Origin of the sequence: Lentzea sp. NPDC058436 (genome assembly GCF_042721515.1) — a bacterium.
Lineage (GTDB): Bacteria > Actinomycetota > Actinomycetes > Mycobacteriales > Pseudonocardiaceae > Lentzea.
This window is the reverse complement of the sequence record NZ_JBHXLF010000005.1, coordinates 200,333-221,479: the sequence shown is the minus strand read 5'-3', so window position 1 is coordinate 221,479 and position 21,147 is coordinate 200,333. Positions and strand designations below refer to the sequence as shown.

Below are 21,147 nucleotides of genomic sequence, written 5' to 3'. Positions count from 1 at the left end.
GATCATGCACCCGTCTCGTTGTTGTCGCTTCGTTCCTCCGCGAGACGTTCGTCAAGCGGCCGCGGGTGGGCCTGCTCGTACTCGGTCATCCCGTACTTCGTGGACTCCGCCCAGTCCTCCGGCGGGTCCATGGCCTCCTCCAGCGGGTCCTTCTGGAGGTTGTCCTCGTCCAGGCCCTCGAAGCCGTCGGTGTCCTGGGAGACGTAGGCGCCGCGTTCTTCACTCATGTCCACGGCAATACCCACTTCGGCGCTATCCGATGCTTTGACCCACCAGCGAACCGATCGCGTAGGTGACACCCATCGCGATCAGGCCGCCCGCGACGTTGCGGACGACCGCCCTGCGCTTGCCGGCGCCGCTGAGCCGCGCGCTGACGAAGCCGGTGAGGGCGAGGGTGAGGACGGCGGCGGCGACCGTGACCGGCACGCGCAGGCTGACGGGCGTGAGGGCGATCGCGGCGAGGGGGAGGAGCGCGCCGATCGTGAACGACACGAAGCTCGCGATCGCGGCGCCCCACGGGTTCGTCAGCTCGTCCGGGTCGATGTGGAGCTCGGCGTCGGCGTGGGCCGCGAGCGCGTCGTGCTTCGTGAGCTGCTTGGCGACCTCCTCCGCCGTCTCGGCGTCGAGGCCCTTGTCCTCGTAGATCTCCTTGAGCTCTTCGAGCTCCTCCTCGGGCGTGTCCCGCAGCTCGCGGCGTTCTTGGGCGAGGAGGGCGCGTTCGGCGTCGCGCTGGCTGCTGACGGACACGTACTCGCCGCTCGCCATCGACATCGCGCCCGCGAAGAGCCCCGCCAGCCCCGCGACGAGGATCTGGGCCCTGTCCGTCGTGGCCCCCGCGACACCCACCACGAGGCTGGCGGTCGACACGATGCCGTCGTTCGCGCCGAGGACGCCCGCGCGGAGCCAGTTCATCCGATCGCCGGTGACCTCGTCGTGAGGCTCGTGGTGCGTCATTTCCGCAGGTTAGCGGGGTGGTGCGGGCTGTGCGCGCGACGTACGGGTGACTGCGCGACGTTCTGCTGAACGGGTGAGTTTTGCCTGGTCAGACGTTGGAGGTTCATTTTTTGTCAGACCCCCGTGGCAGCATGTCGAACAGGTGTTCGTGTGCGAGCTAGAGGAGGTCAGTTCCCGATGCAGATCGAACCCAGTCGCTGGCCAGGCCGCGTGGTGCCGTCCACCGATGCCGACGTCACCGTCGCCGTCGAGTCCCTGTGCGAACGCGCCTCGTGGCCGGACGCCGACCGCCGCTGGGTCCGGCGCCTGCTCGAACCGTGGTTCAAGGCGGGCTGGAGCGTCGACGCCCTGCTCGTCGCCATCGACACCAGGCCGGACGGCACCCGCCAGGGCCGCCCCCGTTCCCGCGCGCAGGTGGCCCACGAGTTCCTGCGCGCCCGCCTGCGCACCTGGACGGCGGACGGCGCGGGCCTAGCCAGCCCACCGCTCAAGGGCGTCACCCTGGGCGAGTGGTACCGCGTGAACCGCCGCAACGCCGCCCTGCACGCCCCACGCCGCCGCACCGGCCTGACCGCGGAGGGCCAGCAGGCACGGGCGGAGACCCGAGCCCTCGCCCACCGCCGCGACCCGGTGGCGCGCAGCCGCGAGAAGGGCCGCCGCCGCCAGGAGGTGCTCGACGGCCTGCTCGTGCCGGGACAGGAGGTGCCGTCGTTCGCCGACTCGTGGAAGCTGGTCGCGGAGCTGGTGCCGGTGCCTCGGGTGTGCTCGGCTTGCGGGCACGTGCGGAACGAGGTGGCGCGGCCGGCGCACCGGGTGGCGTGAGCAGGCAGTGGCGCGGCGGGCGCACCGCGTGGCTTGAATGGGCAGCGGCATGCCCGGCGCACCGCGTGGCCTGAGCAGTGCCACGGCAGGCGCGCCACGTCGCGTGAGCGGGCAGCGGCGCGGCCGGCACACCGGGTGGCGTGAGCGGCGAGCAGGTCGCCCGCCGGGGTGGCGAGCCGGCCGGAGACGAGGCTGGCGCCGTAAGGGCGGGCCCAGTCGCCTGAGCGGGTGGCGAGTTGGCTGACGCCGGGCGCCGCGAGGGATACCGCGTCGCGTGGGCCGGTGCTGCGGTGCCGTGGCAGGCGCGCTTCGCCCCCTGACCGGGTGCGCTGGGCGCGGTCTGGCTGCGTGCGGCTGGGGCGTGAGGTGCCGTGGCAGGCCCGCCTCGCCGCCTACCGGCCGCCAGGCTGCAGCGCGGTGACGTGCCCGCCTCCGAACACCGCCCGTGCCCGGCCCGGAGACGCGAACCGGTCCGGCACGGCCCTTCTACCTGCGACTTCGGCGAATCCTGGTTGAACGCGGCCCAAGCCGGGAACACCGGACGAGTTTCTTGTTTCCGATGTAAGGGGCCGACATGCTGGAAGTGACGCCGATGGCTGCCGAGGTCATCAACGAGTTGACCACGCAGTCAGAGGGCACCACCGACGACATCGGCCTGCGTTTCGCCCTGGCCACCGAGCAGAACAGCCAGGCCGCGCTGGAGCTGTCGCTCGCCGAGGCCGTCGACGGCGACGAGGTGGTGGCGGCCCCCGCGGGCGCCAAGGTCATCATGGAGCCGGCGGCCGCGCAGTACCTGGACGACAAGGTCCTCGACGTGCGCCAGGACGACGAGGGCAACCCGGCGTTCGCGATCGCGCGCCAGGACGTGCCGGGGCAGAACCTGCCGGGCTGATCCCGGAACACGAGTCGGCTGGGATCAACGGCGACTCCACCTGACGTGTGAGACCTGACATGCGAGACGGGCCGGACCCCAGGACAGTGGGGGTCCGGCCCGTCTCGTGAGACCCCGAGATCAGGGAATGGTCAGCACCTGACCGGGGTGGATGAGGTCCGGGTTCGAGATTCCGTTGGCGGACGCGATCTCGCCGTACCGGTTGCCGTCGCCGTAGTAGCGCTCGGCGATCACCCAGAGCGACTCGCCGCTCTCGACGGAGTGGGTCCGCACCTCGGGCGCGGCCGGGGCCGGGGCCTCCTCAACGGGAGCGGGTTCCGGAGCGGCGGCGGCCGGGGCGGCCTGCGGCGAGTCCGTGTTGGTGTTCGACGCCCACTTGGCGCTGCCGTCGACGGCGAACACGACCAGGTTCCTGTCGTCCTGCAGGACGAGGCGCGAACCCTCGTTGCCCTGGGTGCCGGTGGACCACACGGCGTTCTCGTCGCTCGTGTAGAGCACGAAGTTGCCGTCGGCCTGCAGCGTGGCGCGCACCGCGCCCTTGCCGTCGGTGCCGCTGGCCCAGACGGTGCCGGTGTTCTCCGAGAGCACCAGGTTCCCGTCGGACTGCAGCGTCAGCATGTAGCCGTTGGCGCTGGTCAGCTGCTGACCGCGGGTGAGCTCCTGGCCGGCTTGCAAGGTGTCCACTCAAAACTCCACTTCGGACGATGACGACCGCCCGAAACGGCGGCGCCCGAAGCGCAAACTAGTCACGGCGCGCGGGTCCCGCCGGGTCAAAGAGGCACGTGCACCCGAGGGAGTGAAAAGCGCCCCCTGCCCGGAGGCAGGAGGCGCTCGTCAAAGCGAAGAGCTGTCAGCCCTCGATGCGACGGATCACGGAGATCGGACCGATCGAGTCGATGTCGGCGATCTTCACCGGCACGCCCTCGGTCGAGGCGTGCACGGCACGGATGCCGTCCACCGCCATCGCCACGTGGGACTGGCTGGAGTAGTAGACGATGATGTCGCCGGCCTGGACCTGGCTGCGGGAGACGGAACGACCCGCCGCGGCCTGCGCGTAGCTGGTGCGGCCGATGGAGACGCCGGCCGAGCGGTACGCGGCCTGGATCAGCGAGGAGCAGTCCCAGGAGTTCGGGCCGTTCGAGCCGTACACGTACGGCTTGCCGCGCTGCGCGAGCGCGAACGACAGTGCCGCACCCGCGGCGCCGGCCGGCACCGAGATGTTCGACATGTCGCCGTTCTGCAACATCTGGTTCTTGACCGTGTTGCTCAGGCCGTCGTAGACCTTCTTGGCGTCCGCGAGCTGCTTGTCGAGGTCGGCCTTCTTCTGGTCCATCTCGGCCAGGAGCTTCTTCGACGTCTCGGTCGCCTCGTTCGCCGACTTCGTGGCGTTGTCGGCGGCGTTGACGGCGTCGGTCAGCTTCTGCAGCGCGTCCGCGTTGTCGGCCGCGAGGATGTTGATGGCCGACATGCGGTTGAGGAAGTCCTGCTGCGAGTCGCTCACCAGCAGCGCGGAGATCTGGCTGAAGTTCGCGCCGGAGTTGGTGGCCTCGGTGAGGAGGTCGACCTGCCCGCGGAGCTCTTCTTCCGCCTTCTGCGCGGTGGCCAGGTCGCCCTTGGCCTTGTCCAGCTCACCCTGCTTGGCCTTCAGGTCGTCCTGGGCCTTGAGGTGGTCCTGGTTGAGCTTGGACGCCTGTTCCTGCAGCTCGTTGTACTTCTTGAGCGCGTCCGCGGCGTTGGGCTGTGCGGTGGCCGGAGCCGTGGGGAGTGCTGCCGCGACGACGGCAGCCGTCGCCACGAGTGCTCCACGCACGATGCGGCGTGAGGGTTGCGACACCACGTCGCGGGTCCTCCTTTTTCCTGGCAGTCGCTCCGCGAGAACTACTCCGCGTGAGGCGACAACCTTGGCATGTGCCCCGAGTGGGTTAACTGCTGGGCCGAAGGTCTCGGACAGGTTACGGAATGACCTTGTCCTCGTCCAGCACCGAATGCCAGCGGTTCACCGGTCAGCACGCTCTCACAGTCGTCTACGTCGCTTTATCGCGGGGTCGAGACGCGCGTCACCCGACAACCCGGCGAATCACCGAAATGGGTCCGATGGAGTCGATGTTCGCGATCTTCACCGGCACGCCCTCGGTGGACGCGTGCACCGCGCGGGTGCCGTCCACGGCCATCGCCACGTGCGACTGACCTGCGTAGTAGATGATGAGGTCGCCTGCCGCGACCTCGCCGCGACTCACGCCCCGGCCGACCTTCGCCTGGTCGTAGGTGACGCGTGGGATGGTCACCCCGGCGGCGCGGTAGGAGGCCTGCATCAGCGACGAGCAGTCCCAGGAGTTGGGACCGTTCGAGCCGAAGACGTACGGCTTGCCCTGCTGGCTCAGCGCGAAGTTGAGCGCGGTGCCGGCCGCGCCCGCCGGCGCGTTCACGGTGATCTTGGGCGTGGGAGCCGCGAGAGTCTGCTTCTGCGGGGCGGACAACGACTGGTACTTCGCCCGCGCCGTGGACACCTGCTGGTCCATGGCTCCCTTGCGGGTGGAGACGTCGGCGGCGAACTTCTCCGCCTCGGACGCGGCCGCGGCGGCGTCGGACCGCGCCTTGGTCGCGGCGCTCAGCGTGGCGTCCAGGCGTGCCACCGCCTCGTTCTGGTCGGTGGCGATGATGTTCATCGCCTGCATCCGCTCCAGGAAGTCCTGCTGCGACGTCGAGGTCAGCAGCGCCGAGATGTTGTTGAACCGCGCGCCCTCGAAGGTCGCCTCGGTCAGCACGTCGACCTGGCCGCGGAACTGCTCCGACTCGGCCAGCGCCTTCTTCTCCGCCTCGGTGGCGGTGACCGCGGTCTGGTTCGCCTTCGCCAGCTCGTCCTGCGCCTTGAGGTGGTCCTGGCTGAGCTTCTCGGCCTCCCGCGTGAGGTCGGTGTAGACCTTCAGCGCGTCGTCGGCGGGCTGTGCATGCGCCGTGGGCATCGACACCACCGTCGCGGCGATCACAGCGGCGAACGCGGTCGTTCTGGCAGCACGTCGGCCGGGCACGCGGCCTCCTCAGGAGTCGGAATCGGCTTCTGAGGAGGCGTACGGCCGATCGGCCGCAGGGGTTCAGTCGAGGTCGACGAGCGGTCCCTCCACCACGACGACGGGCTCGTCGAACTCGACCTCCACCAGCTCGCCGGCGAGCGCGGGCGACGCGGAGACCAGCGCGATTCCCGCGGTGGTGGCCAGAACGGTTGCGATGCGTGAAGAAAGGGACACGCAGAGCAACTTATCCGGACAGAAACGGCGAACCGGGCCAACTCACCCGATCAGGCGGCCCGGTGTGCCTCGATCGAGGCACGGCACGCGGCGATCAGGCGGGTGGTGGCGGCGCTGTCCCCGCGCCCACAGCGGGGGCAGCGCATCGCCACGTCACCGCCGAGCTCGTCGACCACGACGCCCAGCGCGGAGTCGCAGCCGCGGCACCAGCGGTGGCGCGTGACCGGGTTGACGTGCACGGGCGACGAGACGCACTGGTGGATCCACCGGCCGTGCACGTGGCAGGTCAGGCGGTCGTCGGGCGCCAGGACGCCGTCGTCCTCCGCGTGGTCCTCCTCGACCAGTGTGGCGATGAGCGTGGCGATCATGGCGACCCTCCGGTCTCCGAAACTGCCTCCTGCTAGGACGTCGAACCGGCGACCGCCGAATCGACACGCGACGCCAGCTTCTTCAACGCCCATGCGCACCCGAGCCCCAAGGCCGTCAGCACCAGCCACGGCACCCAGGGCACGCCGGCCCGCGCGGCGGCGTCGAAACCGACACCGGTCAGCAGGTTGCCGAGCAGGATCCCGACGCCCACGACCGTGTTGTAGAGGCCGTAGTGCGTCGCCACGAGCCGGTCGCCCGACAGCGAGACGATCTTGTCCATCTCGAACGGGAACACCACCATCGTCCCCAGCGCGAGCAACGCCGCGCACAGCACCAGCCCGGCCGGTCCACCGTGGACGGCCGGCAGGAACGCCAGGCCCAGCACCGCCATCCCGGCCACCAGCGACCGGTCCGGCCCGAGGCGGGAGCGCGCCCACGCCGTCACCCGCAGCTGGCCTACGATCGCCAGCACGCCCGACACGGCGAACAGCACGGCCGTCAGCACCGTCGAGCCCGAGGCGAGCGGCAGCGCCAGGTAGACCTGGAACGACAACACGTACGACCCGGTCATCGCGAGCGCGAACAGCACGAACCGCCGGTTGGAGAAGATCAGCCGCCAGTCCGCCAGCACCGAGTTCCCCGACGGCGCACCGGCCCGCGCGGGCAGCGACCGCCACTGCAGCACCGTCAGCACCAGGAACACGAACGCCGCCACCAGGCACGTCAGCCGGAAGTCCACGGCCGTCAGCGCCAGGCCGATCAACGGCCCCACCAGGATCCCGGTCTGGTAGAAGACGTTGAACAGCGCGAACGCCTCCACACGCCGCGGCCCGGCATCAGCGGCCACGTACGCGCGCACGGCGGGGTTGAACAACGCTCCGGCGAAGCCCGTGGCCGCCGACGCGATCACGAGCGCCGGCACGCCGTCCACGAGCCCCAGCAACGCGAACCCGCCGGTCCGCAACGCGCAGCCCGCCACGATCAACGGCTTGTACCCCAGGCGATCCGCGAGCGTGCCGCCGATCAGGAACATGCCCTGCTGCGCGAAGTTCCGCACCCCCAGGACGAGTCCGACGGCCCACCCGGCCAGCGCGAGCGTCACCGACAGGTGCGAGGCGAGGTACGGCATCAGCATGTAGAAGCCCACGTTGATGCTGAACTGGTTGAGCAGCAACAACTGCACGCTTCGGTCGAACGAGCGGAACCGGGTGATCACGCCGTCACCGCCAGAGGGTCCACAACGGACTCGCACCTCGTCCACGACGTGATCTCGCGTTCGTCCGGCGACGTCACCTCCAGCGGGTCCGCCGCGGGCACCGCGCCCAGCAACCCGTTGGCGGCGCAGTACTCGTCGTTGAACACCGTGTCGAAGTACCGCTGCGGCCCGTCCGGGAACACGGCGGCGATCCGGGTGCCGGGCGGGGAGGTCCGCGCCACCCAGGACGCCACCAGCGCCACCGCGCCGACGCTCCAGCCGCCGCTCGCGTAGTGCCGCGCGGCGAGCGTCCGGCACGCCCACACGGCCTCCGCCGGGTTCACCCAGTGCACCTGGTCGAACGCCGGGTAGTCGACGTTGCGCGGGTAGATGCTCGACCCGAGCCCGCGCATCAGCCTCGGCCTGGCGGGCTGGCCGAAGATCGTCGACCCGATCGTGTCGACCCCGACCAGGCGCAACGACGGGAAGTGCGTGCGCAGCACGGAGGACACGCCCGCGCTGTGCCCGCCCGTGCCCACGGCGCACACGAGCACGTCCACGTGCCCCAGCTGGTCGGCCAGCTCGTGGGCGAGTGGGGCGTACCCCGCCACGTTGTCCGGGTTGTTGTACTGGTCGGGGCAGTACGCGCCGGGCAACGACTCCAGCAGCGCCGCCACGCGCTCGCGCCGGGCCTCCTGCCAGCCGCCGGTCGGATGTGGACGGTCGACGGCGTCCACCGTCGCGCCGTACGCGCGCAGCATCCGCTGGATGATCGGCTCCAGTCCGGGGTCGGTGACCAGGGTGACCGGGATGCCGTGCACGATCCCGGCGAGCGCGAGACCGAGCCCGAGCGTGCCGCTGGTCGACTCGACGATGTGACCGCCGGGCAGGAGATCACCGCGTTCCAGCGCGCGTCCGACCATGTGCAGGGCGGCGCGGTCCTTCATGCCGCCGCCGGGGTTGGCGCTCTCCAGCTTCGCCCAGAAGCCGGCGGGGGACGTGCGCGACAGCTCGTCGATCCAGAGCACGGGCGTGCTTCCGTGCAGCACGGGAACAGACATGGGATTCCTCGAAAAGTGTGGTGACAGACCGGTGAAGGGGGCGGGGGCCGGTCTAGGTCCGAGAGATCCCGAGGTCGAGCAGCAAGGTGCGCCCCGAGCTGACGTGCTCGGAGCGCCACGGACAGGAGCGCGCTCTAGTGGCAGGACGCGCGACGGGCTCGCCGTCCACGTCCGGCGCGGTGAAGGCGAACGCGCTGACCTGCACCGCCGCCTGAGCGGGCGCGGCGGCCGTGGCGTGGTGGGTGTCGCCGTGGTGGCACAGCTCCCCGGAGATGCCGGGCGTGAACGCGCCGTGGTGGGCGGGCTCCGGCGGGCAGGCCGGGTGCAGCACGAAGACCGCGAGCAACAGGAGTGCGAGAACGACAGCATGGCGACGCCCTGTCGTCACTCGGTTCCGCACGGTGATCACCGTACCGCAAATGCGCGGTTCCGGGTGCCACTTGGTAGGTTAGGCAAGCCTAAATCAGGAGGTGGACAGGTGCGCAGGACAGTCGCCGCGGTTCTGCTGCTCGGCCTTGTGGCCGGGTGCGGTGGAAACGCTCCCACGGAGCAGGGACAGGGAAGTGGCCAGTGGTCCTTCAAGGACGATCGCGGTAAGGAGGTCACTGCGGAGAAGCGACCCGAGCGCGTCGTCGCGCAGGTGTCCGCCGCGGGTGCCCTGAAGGACTACGGCATCAACGTCGTCGGCACGTTCGGCCCGCTCAAGCGCGCCGACGGCTCGACCGACCCCGAGGCCGGCAGCATCGACCCGAGCAAGGTCACGGACATCACCGGACCCGGCTACGGCGAGATCGACTTCGAGAAGTTCGCCGCACTGGACGCCGACCTGGTCGTCGCCGGCTACTACCCGGAGGTCACCGGCCTCTGGCACCTCACGGCCGAGTTCGAGGAGAAGGTCGCCAAGATCGCTCCGACGGTCGGCATCGGCCAGTCGAAGATCCAGCTCCCCGACGGCATCAAGCGCTACAAGGAGCTCGCGAAGTCCCTCGGCGCCGACGTCGACTCGGCCGCGGTGAAGGCCGAGGAGGACGCGTTCACCAAGGCTGCGGACCGCCTCAAGGCCATCGGCAAGAAGATGACCGCCGCGAACCAGAAGATCCAGGTCGTCGCCGGAGACCCGAAGCTCTTCTACGTGGCCGTGCCGGGTCGCAACCCGGACCTCGACTGGTACACCAAGGAGCTCGGCCTGCCGATGCTCACGCCGGACAAGCCCGACACCGAGGGCGGCGGCTACTTCCAGTCGTTGTCGTGGGAGAACGCCGGCACGTACAAGGAACACGTGATCATGTGGGACGCCCGCGCGGCGTGGCTCGACCCGGAGAAGATGAAGGAGGGCCACCCGGTCTTCCAGGGACTGCCCGCGGTGCAGGCCAACAGGTTCGTGGCGTGGAACGCGGTCGCCCCGCTGAGCTACGCCTCCTACTCCAAGATCATGAACAAGCTGGCCGACGACCTGGACCAGGCGTTGGCGAAGTAGCCTCCAGCTGCTGACTTCGTGAGAACGACCCGTGCGCTCAGCCTCGCACGGGTCGTTCGACCACAAGCCGTCGCCGGTCGAGCTCCGTCTGGATCTCCTCGACGCGTGCGCGGTTCAGCGGGTACGTCCAGATCACGGCCGCGGCGCAGAACATGCCCACCGCGGGCAGCACGGCGGCGGTGAGCTTGACGCCGAGGATCCCGCCGGCCGTCTGCGAGGCGGCGGTGGCGTCGAAACCGAGCCAGCCGGTGATGGCGAGCCCCGCCGCGGCGGACACGCCCGCCAGCGACTTCTGCAGGAACGTGAACAACGAGCCGTACAGACCGGCGTGGTCGTGCCCGGTGACCAGGCGGCCGTAGTCGACGATGTCCGCCGACATGGCGTAGACGACGACCAGGCCGATGAGCGTGAAGGTCAGCACCGGGTACAGCACGAAGACCAGCGGCAGCGCCAACGGTCCTGGCGGGATCAGGGCCATGCCGGCGCAGGCGATGCCACCGGCGATCATCGACACCGCGAAGACGCGGTGGCGTTCGAAGCGCGCCGCCAACGCGCTCCACACCGGGATCCCGGCGATGCTCGCCAGCAGCGCCGTCGCCATGATGGCGGGGAACTGCCTGCTCAGCCCCAGATAGGTGTCGATGTACAGGTAGGCCACGCCCGCGGACATCCCGGAGAGCAGGTTCGCCGGCAGGAACGCCGCGAGCAGGCGCAGCAGGGGCGGGTTGCTCCTGACCGCGGTGAACAGCTCGGACAGCTTCTGGCGTTCGGCCGAGGCAGGGGGCGCGGTACCGCCGTGCACGAAGACGACCGCGCACGTGGTGGCGAGGGGGAGTGCGACGGCGCAGATGATCGCGGCCAGCCCCAGCGAGCGGAAGTCCAGTTCGGTGCTGTCCGAGATTCCCAGCCCGACGGCCAGCAGCGGAATGGCGAAGAACAGGAACTGCCCGCCGACCTGGGCCGACGCGCGCCAGGCCTGGACGCGGCTGCGTTGCGCGTAGTCGGCGGACAGGCCGTAGCTCCAGGCCTGGAGCGGGATCTCCATCAGCTTCCAGCCCACGTACGTCGTGGCCATCCAGATGCTGAAGTAGACGACGCCGACGCCCTCCGGCGGTCGTAACAGCATCCAGACGCCCAGCACGGAGACGACCGTGCCGGCGACGATCCAGGCCTTGCGCGAGCCCCTGCGCGCGTGGGTGCGGTCGGAGAGGTGGCCGATGAGCGGATAGGTCACGGCGTCGAAGATCTTGATCACCAGCACGGCGGCGGCGAGCGACGTCAACGACAGACCCGCGTGCTTGGCGTAGATCGACTGGATCTGGCCTTCGGGTCCGTGCATGACGAAGAGCACGAGTGTCGGCAACGTGAACGCCGTCAGCAGGCTCCGCTTCAGGCGGGGGTCCGATCGCGTCGTCGCGGTCGCCACGATCTCAGAAACCCAGGTGGCGGCGGAAGAAGTCCGCCTGCTTGCGGACGAGGTACTCGTCGTGCACCGATCCGAAGCCGTGGCTCTGCTCCGGCAGCGGGACGAACTCGTGGTCCTTGCCGGCCCGGATCAGCGCCTCGGTCATCTTGATGGCGTCCGGCCAGGTGGCGTGGTCCGAGGTGCCGCCGGCGATCAGCAGCGCACCCGTCAGCGCCGGCGCCTTCACGAGGATGTCGGCCCTGCGGTAGCCGTCGGGGTTGGCCTGGGGCGTTCCGAGGTAGGGCTCGTAGAGGATGCAGGACGTGGGGTCGAAGGCCGGTGCGAAGACGGCCGCCGCCTTGTAGATGTCCGGCTCGTCGACGAGGCAGCGGAAGCCGAAGTAGGCGCCCCAGCTCCCGCCCGTCACTCCGACGCGGTCCACGTCGATGAACGGGTGCCGCACGGCGAGTTCGCGGATCGCCGCGGCGTGGTCCTCCGCCACCACGCCGAAGAAGTCCTGGGCGGCGGTGTCGTGGAACGCCTTGCTGCGGCCGGGTGTGCCGCGGGCGTCGAGCACGATCGCGATGCAGCCGAGCTGGGCGAGCCGCAGGGCGATGCCGGCACGGCCGGGCAGCGCCGGGAACGCGTGGTCGGCGACGGCCATCTGCGGGCCGCCGTAGATCCACTCGATGACGGGGTACTTCTTGCCGGGGTCGAAGTCGTGCGGCTTGTACATCACGCCCCACAGGTCGGTCTCGCCGTCCGCGGCCTTGACGCGGAACTCCTCGGCGTCGGTGTAGCCGACCACCTGCAACGGCGTGATGTCGGCGGCGAGCAGCTCGGCGTTCAGGACGGCGCCGTCGTTGCGGCGCAACGCGGTCACGGGCGGGGTGCGCACCGACGAGTACGTGTCGAGGAACGTCTCGCCGTTCGGCGCGAAGGTGACGCGGTGGACCCCTTCACCCTCGGTCAGGCGCTCGACCGCGCCGCCGCCGAGCGGGACCCGGCAGAGGTGGACGTCGTACGGACGCGCCTGGTCGTGGTGCGCGGTGAAGTAGACGTGCTCGCCGTCGACCCGCTCCACCGCGTCCACCGGCCACTCGCCGGACGTCAGTCGTGCGACGAGCTCGCCCTGGAGGTCGTACTGGTACAGGTGCGCCCATCCGTCGCGTTCGGACAGCCACAGGACGTGGCCGCCGTCCGGGGTCAGTCCGCAGCCGAGCTTGCGGTTGAAGTAGATGTCGTGGTGGATGCGGACGAAGGTCTCGCCGGTCTCGCTGAACAGCTCGCGCACCGCGCCGGTCGTCGCGTCGGCCGCGAAGACGGTGACGTGCCGGCAGTCCCTGCTCATCCGCAGCACGACGACCTCCGAGCCGTCCGGGAGCCAGCCGGCGAAGACGGGGTAGGTGTCGCGGGTGTCGCCGAGCTGGATCTCGACCGGGGGCCTTCCTTCGAGGTCCAGCAGGAAGAGCCGGTACTGCTCAAGGACACCGCCCGGCCTCGGGAAGTGGTGCCGGGTCGTGTCCTCGAAGCCCGACAGCTGGTGGACGGTGGTCACCTCCGGCACCGAGCGGTGGTCGACCCGGTACGCCGCGACGCGATCGCCGCGCGGTGACCAGTTCGTCACCGGTGGCGTGCCGGGGAAGGACCAGTCGACGGTCCACTCGACCTCGCGCGTGCCGTCGGTGGTGAGCAGGCGGGAACGTCCGTCGTAGGTGGAGCGCACCGACACGTTGTAGTCCTGAGTGGACAGAAGATGGCGGCCGTCGGGTGACATCACCTCATACGCGTCGACCTGTCCCACCATGGGAAGTGAGCGCTTGTACTGGCGAGGAGTGCTGCGGGACTCGGCCGAGAGCCCGAACATGGTGTCGATCGGGCTCGGCTGCGGTGGACGGATCACGGAGTAGGTCTCCAGGTCCACGACGAACGAGTCGGCGCCGATCATGAACGCGATCAGGTGCGGCCCGGCGAAGCCGAAGGCCTCGAACGGCACCCCTGTTCCGGCGGGCGTCACACCGGTCGCGGCCTTGAGTGCGGCGCGGAGGCGTTCCACGTCCAGGAGGGGACTCGTGTTGCCGGTGGCGAGGTCGACGCTCCACGCCTGACGGTCGTCAGGAGAGCCCGAGACGAACCCCAGCGTCTTGCCGTCGAGGCTCCATGCAGGCAGCAGGCCGGCATCACGAACCAGCTTCGGCAGGTCGCTGTACGCCGCGTGCACGGTGGCGCTCATCCAGGGCTCCCAGGGTTGGCGCGAACAATACAGTTCTGTATGTTACATCATGTGACCCACGACGCAGTCGGCCGTGACGGGAAAGGGGAGAACGTGGCGAAGCCCGTGTTCATGTCGCAGCAGCACGTGGACCTGATGAACGAGATCCTCGCCGCGGACGAGGAGAGCAGGGCGGAGTGCGCGAAGCTGGACCGCGCCCACTGGATGGTCTACGAGCTGGAGGACGGGGATCGAGTCGTCTGGTGGACCGTCGAGTTCGATCCCGGCCGCGGCGTCCGGTTCGGACTGCGACCGCCGCCGGCCGACGCGCCCGCTCTGCTGTACCGCGGTGACCACCGGGCCGTCGTGGAGGCGACACGGCAGGGCAAGCGGGAAGGCGGTGGAGACGCGCCGCCCGTCACCACGCACGGTGACCCCGAAGTCCTGACGACGATCGCGCCCGCCTTCGCGGCCGCGCGCCGGGCGGCGACGATTCCCAGCGAGTTTCCGGATTTCTGAACCACGGGACGGAGAACACCGTGTCGCGCTATCGACTGACGGACATCGAGCACGCGTTGAGCGCCGTGAGCCGGGCCGCGGACCTGGCGGCGAACCACCTCCGCAGGACGGACGACTCGCTGGACCGCCTCATCCCGGACCTGAGCCTCGAAGGCGCACGGGGTCGCACTCTGATGGGCAAGCGCGTCCTGGAACTGCTGGACACCGTCGATGACGAGCGACTGCCGCACGACTGGGCCCTGACGAGCAAGCTGTTGCGCCACTACGCGGAGAGCTGGAGCCTGGAGGAGGAGCACTACTGGCTGGCGATCGATCCCACGGGTTCGATGTTCTACGCGCCGTTCGCCCAGACCCCGTACGCGCTCGGTTACCTGATGGGCTCGGTCAACTCGCTCCTCTCCGCCTACGAGTTCAACGACGACGGCGACGTCGACCGGTACCTGGTGCTGCTGACCGACATCACGCGGATGCTGCGTCAGATCCGCGAGCGCACCAACGGCCAGGCGCAGCGCGGGATTCGCATGCACAAGCCGCAACTGCCCGCGGCCCGCGCCATGCTCGGGCAGCTGAAAGCCACGGCGCTGAGCACCTACCCCGTCGCGGTCTCCCGTCTGACGGGGATCAGCGAGGCGGACGCGGTGTCCGCCGAGATCCGGCGCCGCGTGGTGCGGTTGGTGGCCGACGGGTTCGTGCCGCTGATCGACCAGCTGGACGCGGACTACGAGTCGCAGGCGCCCGACGGCGTGGGGATGAACGAGCTGCCCGGCGGCGAGAAGACCTACGCCTGGTTGCTGAAGCTGCACACGACGCGCGACCTGACGGCCGAGGAGGTGCACACCGCCGGTCGTGCGCGGATGGCGCGGATCGAGGCGGAGATGGCGGACGTGCGCCGCGAACTCGGCTTCAACGGCTCACCCGTGGAGTTCGCCCTGCACCTGGGACAGCATCCCCGCGCGAGGGCCGCGTCGGCCGACGACATCGGTGAGCGCATGCGCCGGCACCGGGATCGCGTGGAGAGCCGGTTCGACGAGTTCTTCCACCGGCGTCCCAGCGCGGGTTACGACGTCGCGCGACTCGCGCCGGCTCTTGAGGACAGCATGACCTGGGGCTACTACGAGCCGCCCACCCGTGCGGAGAAGCGCGGGATCTACCACTACAACGGCGGCAAGATGGACAGCCTCTCCGTCATCGCCGCCGCGTCCCTGGTGTTCCACGAGTTGCTGCCGGGGCATCACCTGCACCTGACGCTGCAGACCGACAGCAAGACCCTTCCTCCGTTGCGGCGCAACGCGTCCGTCAACGCGTTCAACGAGGCGTGGGCCGAGTACGCCGCAACACTGGCCGGTGAGATGGGGCTCTACGACGACCCCTACGACCGTTACGGCCGCCTGTGCATGGACGCCTTCCTCACCTCGCGGCTGGTCGTCGACACCGGCATGAACGCGCTGGGCTGGACCTGGGCCGAGGCGAAGGACTACCTGCGCGAGCACACGTTGTGCGCCAAGGCGGAGATCGAGTCCGACACCTTGCGCTACTCCTGCGGAATTCCCGCGCAGTCGCTGGCCTACAAGCTCGGCGACGAGGCCGTCCTGCGCATGCGGGACGGGGTTCGCGAACGGATGGGCAGCCGGTTCGACGAACGCGACTTCCACGCCGCGATCCTCGACGTCGGCGCGCTGCCGCTGCCGGCACTCGAATGGCATCTGGAGAGGGTGTTCACCGGGGATGGTTCGTCGTGAACCGCGGTGCCGGCCGCCGTCACGTCCGGCGCTTCGAGAACTTCCCGCTGTACCGCTCGCCGGCCAGGACCTTCACGTAGGCCGAGACGTTGCCCTCGCGTTCGGCGAGCGTCTCCTGCACCCCGACGGCGTAGTAGCCGATCTGGTGCCAGTAGAAGACGCGGGCGCGGATCAGCGCCTCCTTGGGCGGGTGCCCCATGCCCTTGAAGATGCGGGACAGCACCGTGATCCGCTGCTCGTCGACCTCGTGGACGACGTCGGCGACCGGCTGTGAGATGCGTGCCCACTCGCGGACCGCCATGTCGAACTGCGGGTCGAACGAGGTCTCGTGGAGGAGGTCGTCGACGATGTGGTCCAGCGCGGCGTTCGCGGCCACGGCGTTCGAGACATCGACCTCCGCCGGGGTGAACCGGTTCGTCGTGCGCCAGTTGTCGAGCAGCGCGTCGAGCACTTCCTGGTGGCTCTTGAAGTGGTGGTAGAAACCGCCTCGCGTGACGTTCGCCCGCCGGGCGAGGCGGTCGACCTTCACGCCGTCGATGCCGTCCTCGATCAGGGCGACGCGCGCGCTGTTGACCCAGCCTTCCCGGGTCACCTTGATGTTGCCGTTGCGGGGCGGCTTCGGGATGACCAGATCGCGCTTCTGCCGCCGGGTCGAGATCCGCTCCGGTGTCATTCGCGACCCATTTCAGGCATGACTGTATGATACACAGCCGTTCGAACAGGGCTGGGTAGGCTCGATCCCATGGAGCCCTTGGAACACGGCATGCTCGACGTCGGGGACGGCAACCAGGTCTACTGGGAGGTCGTCGGCAACCCCGAGGGCAAACCGGCGGTGTTCCTGCACGGCGGTCCCGGCAGCCCGTCCAAGGGCGCGCGGAAGTCGCTCGACGCGGAGAGGTTCCGCATCGTGATCTTCCACCAGCGCGGCTGCGGGCTGAGCACACCGCACGCGAGCGACCCGGCCGCGGACATGTCCGTCAACACGACCGAGCACCTGATCGCCGACATGGAGAAGCTCCGCGAGCACCTCGGCGTCGAGAAGTGGTTGCTGTACGGCGGTTCCTGGGGCACGACGCTCGCGGTCGCCTACGCGCAACGGCATCCGGAGCGCGTCTCGGAGATGATCCTGATCGCGGTCACGCTCTCCTCGCCGCGCGAGGTGGACTGGCTCTACCGCGGCGTGTCCCGGTTCTTCCCGGAGGCCTGGGCCCGGTTCAGCGCGCACGCGGGCGACGCGCCGGACGTCGTGCGGGCGTACGCGGAACTGATGGAGAGCCCGGACCCGGCCGTGCGCGAGCAGGCGGCGCTCGAATGGTGCCGCTGGGAGGACACGGTGCTGTCGCTGGAGAACTTCGGCGGCACCGCCGTGTTCTCGGACCGGGCGTCCGCCGACGTGATCGCGCTCGTGCGGATCATCGCGCACTACTACGCGAACCACGGTTTCGTGGACGACCTGCTGGGCGGCGTGGGCAAACTCGCCGGCATCCCGGCGGCGCTCGTCCACGGCCGTCGCGATCTGAGCTGCCCGGCGGACACGGCCTACGCCCTCGCGCGGGACTGGCCGGACGCCGAACTGACCCTCGTGGACGACAGTGGCCACAAGGGCAGCCCCGCCTTCACGGAGGCGATCAGGACCGCGGTCAGGAGGTTTTCCCCGTGACACAACGGAAACCGGCGGGAATGGGGTTCGAGTCGTGGATCGACAGGCAGATCCGCGAGGCCCAGGAACGAGGTGAGTTCGACGGCCTGCCGAGCGCCGGCAAACCGCTGCCCGGCGCGGGCGAGCCGCTCGAAGAGGACTGGTGGATCAAGCGGAAGGTCAGGGAGGAAGAGGGCACGGCAGGGTTGCCCCCTTCCCTGGTGCTGCGCAAGCAGGCCGAGACCGCCAGAGCGGCTGCCCTGGCGGCCACGACCGACGAGGAGGCGCGCGCGATCATCGGTGCGATGAACGCGAAGATCCTCGACGCGCTGCGGAAACCGTTGTCCGGCCCGCCGGTGAACCTGATGCCGTTCGACGTCGAGCAACTGCTGCGTGAGAGGAAGGGGACCTCACGCGGTCAGTGATCAGCTCGCGTTGATGTCGATGCAGGAGTAGAACGCGTTGGCGGTGTCGCCGATGTTCCACACGGCCAGGACCTTGTGCTTGCCTGCGGAGCCGACGTTGACGCTGTGCTGCACGGTGGCCGGCGGCTGCTGGTTGTTGCCGCTGAACGTCGCGACCTTGCGGCCGTCCACGTAGTAGACGTAGTCAGCCGTGCGGTGCCGTGCGGTGAACACCCAGTTGAACGTCACCGTCCTGCCGGTGCCGGTGACCCGCCAGCCCTTGCTGTCGTTGCTCAGCACGGAGAAGTGCGACAGGTTGGCGTGACAGCTCTGCAGGCCCTTCGGGCCCTCGACCGACTGCGGCTCCCACTGGATCGCGCCGCAGTCCTTCACCGTGCCGTTGGCGCACTGCGCCTGGCGGCTGGGAGGTGAGGAGATGTACCCGTGTGCGAACGCCGTGCCGGTCGGGAGAGCCACGACGATCACCGGTGCAGCGAGAACGCCGGCCATGGCGGCCGCAACCCTGCGTCCAATCTTCATGTGAGTTCCTTTGCCTTGATGTGTGCGTACTCCCGTTACATCGCGGCGGCGATTGAAGGTCTAGACCATACCGCGCGTAATCACAACGCCACAAGACGTGTTGATAGATCGGGCAGGTAAGCGACGCGCGGACAGCTTTGTACAACACCGAAGTGGGGGTCCTCGGTGCTCGAAGTCGTTGGGTTGTGTGGACTTCGGCGGTCGATCCGCGGTGACGGCGCGTTCGGTCGTGGGGGTTGGGCGTGGACCGGGATGTCGACCGGAATCCCGGTGGTCCGTGAGCGGAGGGTGAGCGGCGGCCGTCAGGACTGGACGGGCGCGGCCTCGTCCTCGGTCGGCTCCTCGGCCTTCTCCGCCGCCTTCGCGAGCCGCCGCTTCACGACGAACACTCCGGCGATTCCGAACACCACGGCGATCGCCAGCCCCGCGTACGAGAAGCCCTTCAACCACTTCTCGGCCACCACGCCGAGGTAGTAGACGGCCGCCGTCGTGCCGCCCGCCCACACGACGCCGCCCAATGCGTTCGCCACCAGGAACTTGCCGTAGTTCATGTGCAACGACCCCGCGAGCGGCCCGGCGAGAATGCGCAGCAGTGCCACGAAACGGCCGAAGAACACGGCCCACGCACCGCGTTTCTGGAACACGCGGCGTGCGTGGTCGAGCTGCGTTTCGCCGAAGTGCTTGGGGAATTTCCTGCCCATCCACGCGAACAGCCGCGGTCCGCCGCGCCTGCCGATGAGGTAGCCGAAGTTGTCGCCGATGATGGCGCCCGCGGTCGCCCACACGCCGATCCACAACGGGCTCAGCTCGTCGTGCTGTGACGCCAGCAGGGATGCCGTGACCAGCACGATCTCGCCCGGCAACGGGATGCCGAGCGACTCGAAGCCGATCACCAGTCCGACGATCACGTACACGAGCAGAGGTGGAATGGCTTCGAGCCACTGTTCGACCGGCACGTCGCAACTCTAGCCTCAGCGTCGTGAACGAGCTCGCGCTCGCGGTCGTCGCGGGAATGGTGGCCACGGTCAACCCGTGCGGATTCGCGATGCTGCCCGCCTATTTGGCACTCGTGGCACGTGACAGCCCAGCAAGAGCCTTTATGTCCGGTTTAGTCATGACGGCCGGATTCGTCACCTTCTTCGGCGCCTTCGGCATTCTCGTCGCGCCCGTGGCCGCCACTCTCAAGCGCTATCTGCCCTTTGTGACGGTCGTGATCGGGCTCGTGATGGTCGTCGTCGGCGTGCTCCTCGTGCTGGGCAAAGACCTCTACGTCCGGCTGCCGAAGCTGAGTGCGGCACCGAAGAGCCTCTGGTCCATGTACGGCTACGGCGTGGCGTTCGCCATCGCCTCTCTCTCGTGCGCGGTCGGCCCGTTCCTCGCCGTGGTGGGTGCATCGCTGCAGACGGGAGTCATGGCGTTCCTCGCGTACGCACTCGGCATGGGACTCGTGGTCACCGTGCTGGCGGTCGCAGGCGCCTCTCTCGCGCCGCGCCTCAGGAAAGTGCTTCCGCACGTCGGCCGTATCGGTGGCGCCGTCCTCATCGCCGTGGGCGCGTACGTGACGTACTACGGCGTCTACGAGCTGCGGTTGTTCCTGGCGGACGGCAGCGCGGCCGACCCGGTCGTGCAGGCGGCCGGGCGGTTCCAGAACGCGCTCGTGCAGATCGTCGCGGCGACAGGACCGTGGCCGTTCGTCGTGGTGCTCGTACTCGCTGGCTGGTGGCTGAACCGGAGGCGGCGCAAGGCCGTACGTCCTGGCAGGAGGTGAGGGCCGATGCGCGTCCTCGGACTGCTGCTGGGGATCCTGCTGCTCGCCGGCTGCGCGGAGCAGGCGCCGACGCCGGAGAAGTTTCAGTTCACGGCCAAGACGCTGGACGGCGCGGAGTTCCGCGGCGACAAGCTCGTCGGGCAGCCCGCCGTGCTCTGGTTCTGGACGCCGTGGTGCCCGTCCTGCAACGCGGAGGCCAAGACGGTCGCTGAGGTCGCGGGGAAGCACGAGAAGGTGCAGTTCGTCGGCGTCGCGGCGGAGGACCAGCTCGACGCGATGAAGAAGTTCGTGAGCGACCACCGGATGACCGGGTTCCCGCACCTCGCGGACCTCGACGGCTCGGTGTGGAAGCGGTTCGGTGTGACCGCGCAGCCGACGTTCGCGTTCGTGCGCACCGACGGCTCCGTGGAACTGCTGATCGGCGCACCGACCGAGGAGCAGCTCGACGAACGGGTTTCCGCGCTGGTGCCCAAGAACTGACGCCGGGACAAAGTCCCTGAACTGTCGGGACCAACGCCTGGTTCGGCGATGTGGCCGGAACCGTACCTTCGAGAGGCCGCGTGGCGCTGCCGCGTGGCCTTGAGGAGGCAAACCCCGATGGACTACATCCAGGTCACGCTCGCGGAGGCCATTCCCGAGCAGGCCAGGGACTACGCGTCCGCGCGGATCGGGTCGCTGGACCGGTACGCGCCGGACCGCGTCGACTTCGCGTGGGTCAACCTGACCTCGGACAAGTCCGTGATCCACGCCCACGCACGGCTCGACCTCAAATGGGTCGAGGTGCAGGCGTACGCGGAGGGCCAGACGGTCACCGAGGTGATCGACCTGGTGCGGGAACGCATGCGGCGTCAGCTCGTGTCGATGCAGAACGCCCTCGTGCCCAACTGACCGCGGAGAACCGGACCC

Annotated in this window: 25 protein-coding genes; 10 read left to right on the top strand and 15 right to left on the bottom strand. The window is 69.3% G+C overall.

What is annotated here, in order from left to right:
- Positions 1-2: 2 nt before the first annotated feature.
- Together ACFWN2_RS22235 and ACFWN2_RS22230 are read right to left on the bottom strand one after the other, a co-directional pair.
- Complete coding sequence (locus ACFWN2_RS22235; protein ID WP_382430100.1) at positions 3-227, bottom strand: hypothetical protein; 225 nt, start codon at positions 225-227, stop codon at positions 3-5.
- 25 nt (positions 228-252) lie between these two features.
- Positions 253-954, bottom strand: coding sequence for a VIT family protein (locus ACFWN2_RS22230; RefSeq protein ID WP_382430098.1), 702 nt, complete (start codon positions 952-954; stop codon positions 253-255).
- Positions 955-1,131: 177 nt separating this feature from the next.
- Between ACFWN2_RS22230 and ACFWN2_RS22225 the strand changes: the two genes are divergently transcribed.
- On the top strand, positions 1,132-1,776 hold the full coding sequence (locus ACFWN2_RS22225; RefSeq protein WP_382430096.1) for a hypothetical protein: 645 nt from the start codon (positions 1,132-1,134) through the stop codon (positions 1,774-1,776).
- 574 nt (positions 1,777-2,350) lie between these two features.
- Complete coding sequence (locus ACFWN2_RS22220) at positions 2,351-2,668, top strand: iron-sulfur cluster biosynthesis protein (RefSeq protein WP_382430094.1); 318 nt, start codon at positions 2,351-2,353, stop codon at positions 2,666-2,668.
- Between the two features lie 120 nt (positions 2,669-2,788).
- Here the strand turns inward: ACFWN2_RS22220 and ACFWN2_RS22215 are convergent, their stop codons facing one another.
- The 8 genes from ACFWN2_RS22215 to ACFWN2_RS22180 form a co-directional block, all read right to left on the bottom strand.
- Positions 2,789-3,352, bottom strand: coding sequence for a LysM peptidoglycan-binding domain-containing protein (locus tag ACFWN2_RS22215; protein WP_382430092.1), 564 nt, complete (start codon positions 3,350-3,352; stop codon positions 2,789-2,791).
- A 166-nt stretch (positions 3,353-3,518) separates the two neighbouring features.
- Positions 3,519-4,463, bottom strand: coding sequence for an NlpC/P60 family protein (locus ACFWN2_RS22210; RefSeq protein WP_382430090.1), 945 nt, complete (start codon positions 4,461-4,463; stop codon positions 3,519-3,521).
- A gap of 262 nt (positions 4,464-4,725) precedes the next feature.
- A complete protein-coding gene (locus ACFWN2_RS22205) occupies positions 4,726-5,697 on the bottom strand; it encodes a C40 family peptidase (RefSeq protein ID WP_382430088.1) in 972 nt (323 codons plus the stop codon).
- Between the two features lie 63 nt (positions 5,698-5,760).
- The gene (locus ACFWN2_RS22200) at positions 5,761-5,913 is read right to left on the bottom strand and encodes a hypothetical protein (protein WP_382430086.1); all 153 of its coding nucleotides are present in this window, start codon (positions 5,911-5,913) and stop codon (positions 5,761-5,763) included.
- Positions 5,914-5,963: 50 nt separating this feature from the next.
- Positions 5,964-6,281 (bottom strand): hypothetical protein, encoded by a 318-nt coding sequence (locus ACFWN2_RS22195; protein ID WP_382430084.1) that lies wholly within the window; start codon positions 6,279-6,281, stop codon positions 5,964-5,966.
- Positions 6,282-6,313: 32 nt separating this feature from the next.
- Positions 6,314-7,498, bottom strand: coding sequence for an MFS transporter (locus ACFWN2_RS22190; protein ID WP_382430082.1), 1,185 nt, complete (start codon positions 7,496-7,498; stop codon positions 6,314-6,316).
- Positions 7,495-8,538, bottom strand: coding sequence for a PLP-dependent cysteine synthase family protein (locus ACFWN2_RS22185; protein WP_382430080.1), 1,044 nt, complete (start codon positions 8,536-8,538; stop codon positions 7,495-7,497). The genes ACFWN2_RS22190 and ACFWN2_RS22185 overlap by 4 nt, the downstream gene beginning before the upstream one ends.
- A 52-nt stretch (positions 8,539-8,590) precedes the next feature.
- The gene (locus ACFWN2_RS22180) at positions 8,591-8,938 is read right to left on the bottom strand and encodes a hypothetical protein (protein ID WP_382430078.1); all 348 of its coding nucleotides are present in this window, start codon (positions 8,936-8,938) and stop codon (positions 8,591-8,593) included.
- Between the two features lie 78 nt (positions 8,939-9,016).
- Here ACFWN2_RS22180 and ACFWN2_RS22175 point away from each other — a divergent pair, with 78 nt between their 5' ends.
- Positions 9,017-10,015 (top strand): ABC transporter substrate-binding protein, encoded by a 999-nt coding sequence (locus tag ACFWN2_RS22175; RefSeq protein WP_382430076.1) that lies wholly within the window; start codon positions 9,017-9,019, stop codon positions 10,013-10,015.
- A gap of 37 nt (positions 10,016-10,052) precedes the next feature.
- Here the strand turns inward: ACFWN2_RS22175 and ACFWN2_RS22170 are convergent, their stop codons facing one another.
- Both ACFWN2_RS22170 and ACFWN2_RS22165 read right to left on the bottom strand, forming a co-directional pair.
- Positions 10,053-11,441, bottom strand: a complete 1,389-nt coding sequence (locus ACFWN2_RS22170; RefSeq protein WP_382430074.1) for an MFS transporter — start codon at positions 11,439-11,441, stop codon at positions 10,053-10,055.
- Between the two features lie 4 nt (positions 11,442-11,445).
- Positions 11,446-13,653 (bottom strand): DPP IV N-terminal domain-containing protein, encoded by a 2,208-nt coding sequence (locus tag ACFWN2_RS22165; RefSeq protein ID WP_382430072.1) that lies wholly within the window; start codon positions 13,651-13,653, stop codon positions 11,446-11,448.
- A 51-nt stretch (positions 13,654-13,704) separates the two neighbouring features.
- On the opposite strand from ACFWN2_RS22165, the gene ACFWN2_RS22160 reads away from it, so the two are divergent.
- Together ACFWN2_RS22160 and ACFWN2_RS22155 are read left to right on the top strand one after the other, a co-directional pair.
- The gene (locus ACFWN2_RS22160) at positions 13,705-14,151 is read left to right on the top strand and encodes a hypothetical protein (RefSeq protein ID WP_382430070.1); all 447 of its coding nucleotides are present in this window, start codon (positions 13,705-13,707) and stop codon (positions 14,149-14,151) included.
- A 20-nt stretch (positions 14,152-14,171) separates the two neighbouring features.
- Positions 14,172-15,890 carry a DUF885 domain-containing protein gene (locus ACFWN2_RS22155; protein WP_382430068.1) on the top strand — a complete coding sequence of 573 codons (1,719 nt, stop codon included), beginning with the start codon at positions 14,172-14,174 and terminating at the stop codon, positions 15,888-15,890.
- 19 nt (positions 15,891-15,909) lie between these two features.
- Here the strand turns inward: ACFWN2_RS22155 and ACFWN2_RS22150 are convergent, their stop codons facing one another.
- Positions 15,910-16,563, bottom strand: coding sequence for a TetR/AcrR family transcriptional regulator (locus ACFWN2_RS22150; RefSeq protein ID WP_382430066.1), 654 nt, complete (start codon positions 16,561-16,563; stop codon positions 15,910-15,912).
- Positions 16,564-16,632: 69 nt separating this feature from the next.
- On the opposite strand from ACFWN2_RS22150, the gene pip reads away from it, so the two are divergent.
- Positions 16,633-17,550: a prolyl aminopeptidase gene (gene pip, locus ACFWN2_RS22145; RefSeq protein ID WP_382430064.1), complete on the top strand. Its 918-nt coding sequence runs from the start codon at positions 16,633-16,635 to the stop codon at positions 17,548-17,550.
- Positions 17,547-17,954, top strand: coding sequence for a DUF1992 domain-containing protein (locus ACFWN2_RS22140; protein WP_382430062.1), 408 nt, complete (start codon positions 17,547-17,549; stop codon positions 17,952-17,954). Before pip ends, ACFWN2_RS22140 begins: the two co-directional genes overlap by 4 nt.
- Here the strand turns inward: ACFWN2_RS22140 and ACFWN2_RS22135 are convergent, their stop codons facing one another.
- Together ACFWN2_RS22135 and ACFWN2_RS22130 are read right to left on the bottom strand one after the other, a co-directional pair.
- A complete protein-coding gene (locus ACFWN2_RS22135; protein ID WP_382430060.1) occupies positions 17,955-18,473 on the bottom strand; it encodes a lytic polysaccharide monooxygenase auxiliary activity family 9 protein in 519 nt (172 codons plus the stop codon).
- Between the two features lie 302 nt (positions 18,474-18,775).
- Positions 18,776-19,429 carry a DedA family protein gene (locus tag ACFWN2_RS22130; protein ID WP_382430058.1) on the bottom strand — a complete coding sequence of 218 codons (654 nt, stop codon included), beginning with the start codon at positions 19,427-19,429 and terminating at the stop codon, positions 18,776-18,778.
- A 23-nt stretch (positions 19,430-19,452) separates the two neighbouring features.
- On the opposite strand from ACFWN2_RS22130, the gene ACFWN2_RS22125 reads away from it, so the two are divergent.
- From ACFWN2_RS22125 to ACFWN2_RS22115, 3 genes are all read left to right on the top strand, one after another.
- Complete coding sequence (locus ACFWN2_RS22125; RefSeq protein WP_382430056.1) at positions 19,453-20,241, top strand: cytochrome c biogenesis CcdA family protein; 789 nt, start codon at positions 19,453-19,455, stop codon at positions 20,239-20,241.
- A 6-nt stretch (positions 20,242-20,247) separates the two neighbouring features.
- Positions 20,248-20,721 carry a redoxin domain-containing protein gene (locus ACFWN2_RS22120; protein ID WP_382430054.1) on the top strand — a complete coding sequence of 158 codons (474 nt, stop codon included), beginning with the start codon at positions 20,248-20,250 and terminating at the stop codon, positions 20,719-20,721.
- Between the two features lie 117 nt (positions 20,722-20,838).
- Entirely contained in the window at positions 20,839-21,129 is a 291-nt protein-coding gene (locus ACFWN2_RS22115; RefSeq protein WP_382430052.1) for an HPF/RaiA family ribosome-associated protein, read from the top strand.
- Positions 21,130-21,147 lie beyond the last annotated feature (18 nt).

Bases quoted from the DNA above. Each gene is read 5' to 3' on its own strand.
- ACFWN2_RS22235 (WP_382430100.1), bottom strand. From the start codon at position 227: ATGAGTGAAGAACGCGGCGCCTACGTCTCCCAGGACACCGACGGCTTC.
- ACFWN2_RS22230 (WP_382430098.1), bottom strand. From the start codon at position 954: ATGACGCACCACGAGCCTCACGACGAGGTCACCGGCGATCGGATGAAC.
- ACFWN2_RS22225 (WP_382430096.1), top strand. From the start codon at position 1,132: ATGCAGATCGAACCCAGTCGCTGGCCAGGCCGCGTGGTGCCGTCCACC.
- ACFWN2_RS22220 (WP_382430094.1), top strand. From the start codon at position 2,351: ATGCTGGAAGTGACGCCGATGGCTGCCGAGGTCATCAACGAGTTGACC.
- ACFWN2_RS22195 (WP_382430084.1), bottom strand. From the start codon at position 6,281: ATGATCGCCACGCTCATCGCCACACTGGTCGAGGAGGACCACGCGGAG.
- ACFWN2_RS22185 (WP_382430080.1), bottom strand. From the start codon at position 8,538: ATGTCTGTTCCCGTGCTGCACGGAAGCACGCCCGTGCTCTGGATCGAC.
- ACFWN2_RS22165 (WP_382430072.1), bottom strand. From the start codon at position 13,653: ATGAGCGCCACCGTGCACGCGGCGTACAGCGACCTGCCGAAGCTGGTT.
- ACFWN2_RS22150 (WP_382430066.1), bottom strand. From the start codon at position 16,563: ATGACACCGGAGCGGATCTCGACCCGGCGGCAGAAGCGCGATCTGGTC.
- pip (WP_382430064.1), top strand. From the start codon at position 16,633: ATGGAGCCCTTGGAACACGGCATGCTCGACGTCGGGGACGGCAACCAG.
- ACFWN2_RS22135 (WP_382430060.1), bottom strand. From the start codon at position 18,473: ATGAAGATTGGACGCAGGGTTGCGGCCGCCATGGCCGGCGTTCTCGCT.
- ACFWN2_RS22120 (WP_382430054.1), top strand. From the start codon at position 20,248: ATGCGCGTCCTCGGACTGCTGCTGGGGATCCTGCTGCTCGCCGGCTGC.
- ACFWN2_RS22115 (WP_382430052.1), top strand. From the start codon at position 20,839: ATGGACTACATCCAGGTCACGCTCGCGGAGGCCATTCCCGAGCAGGCC.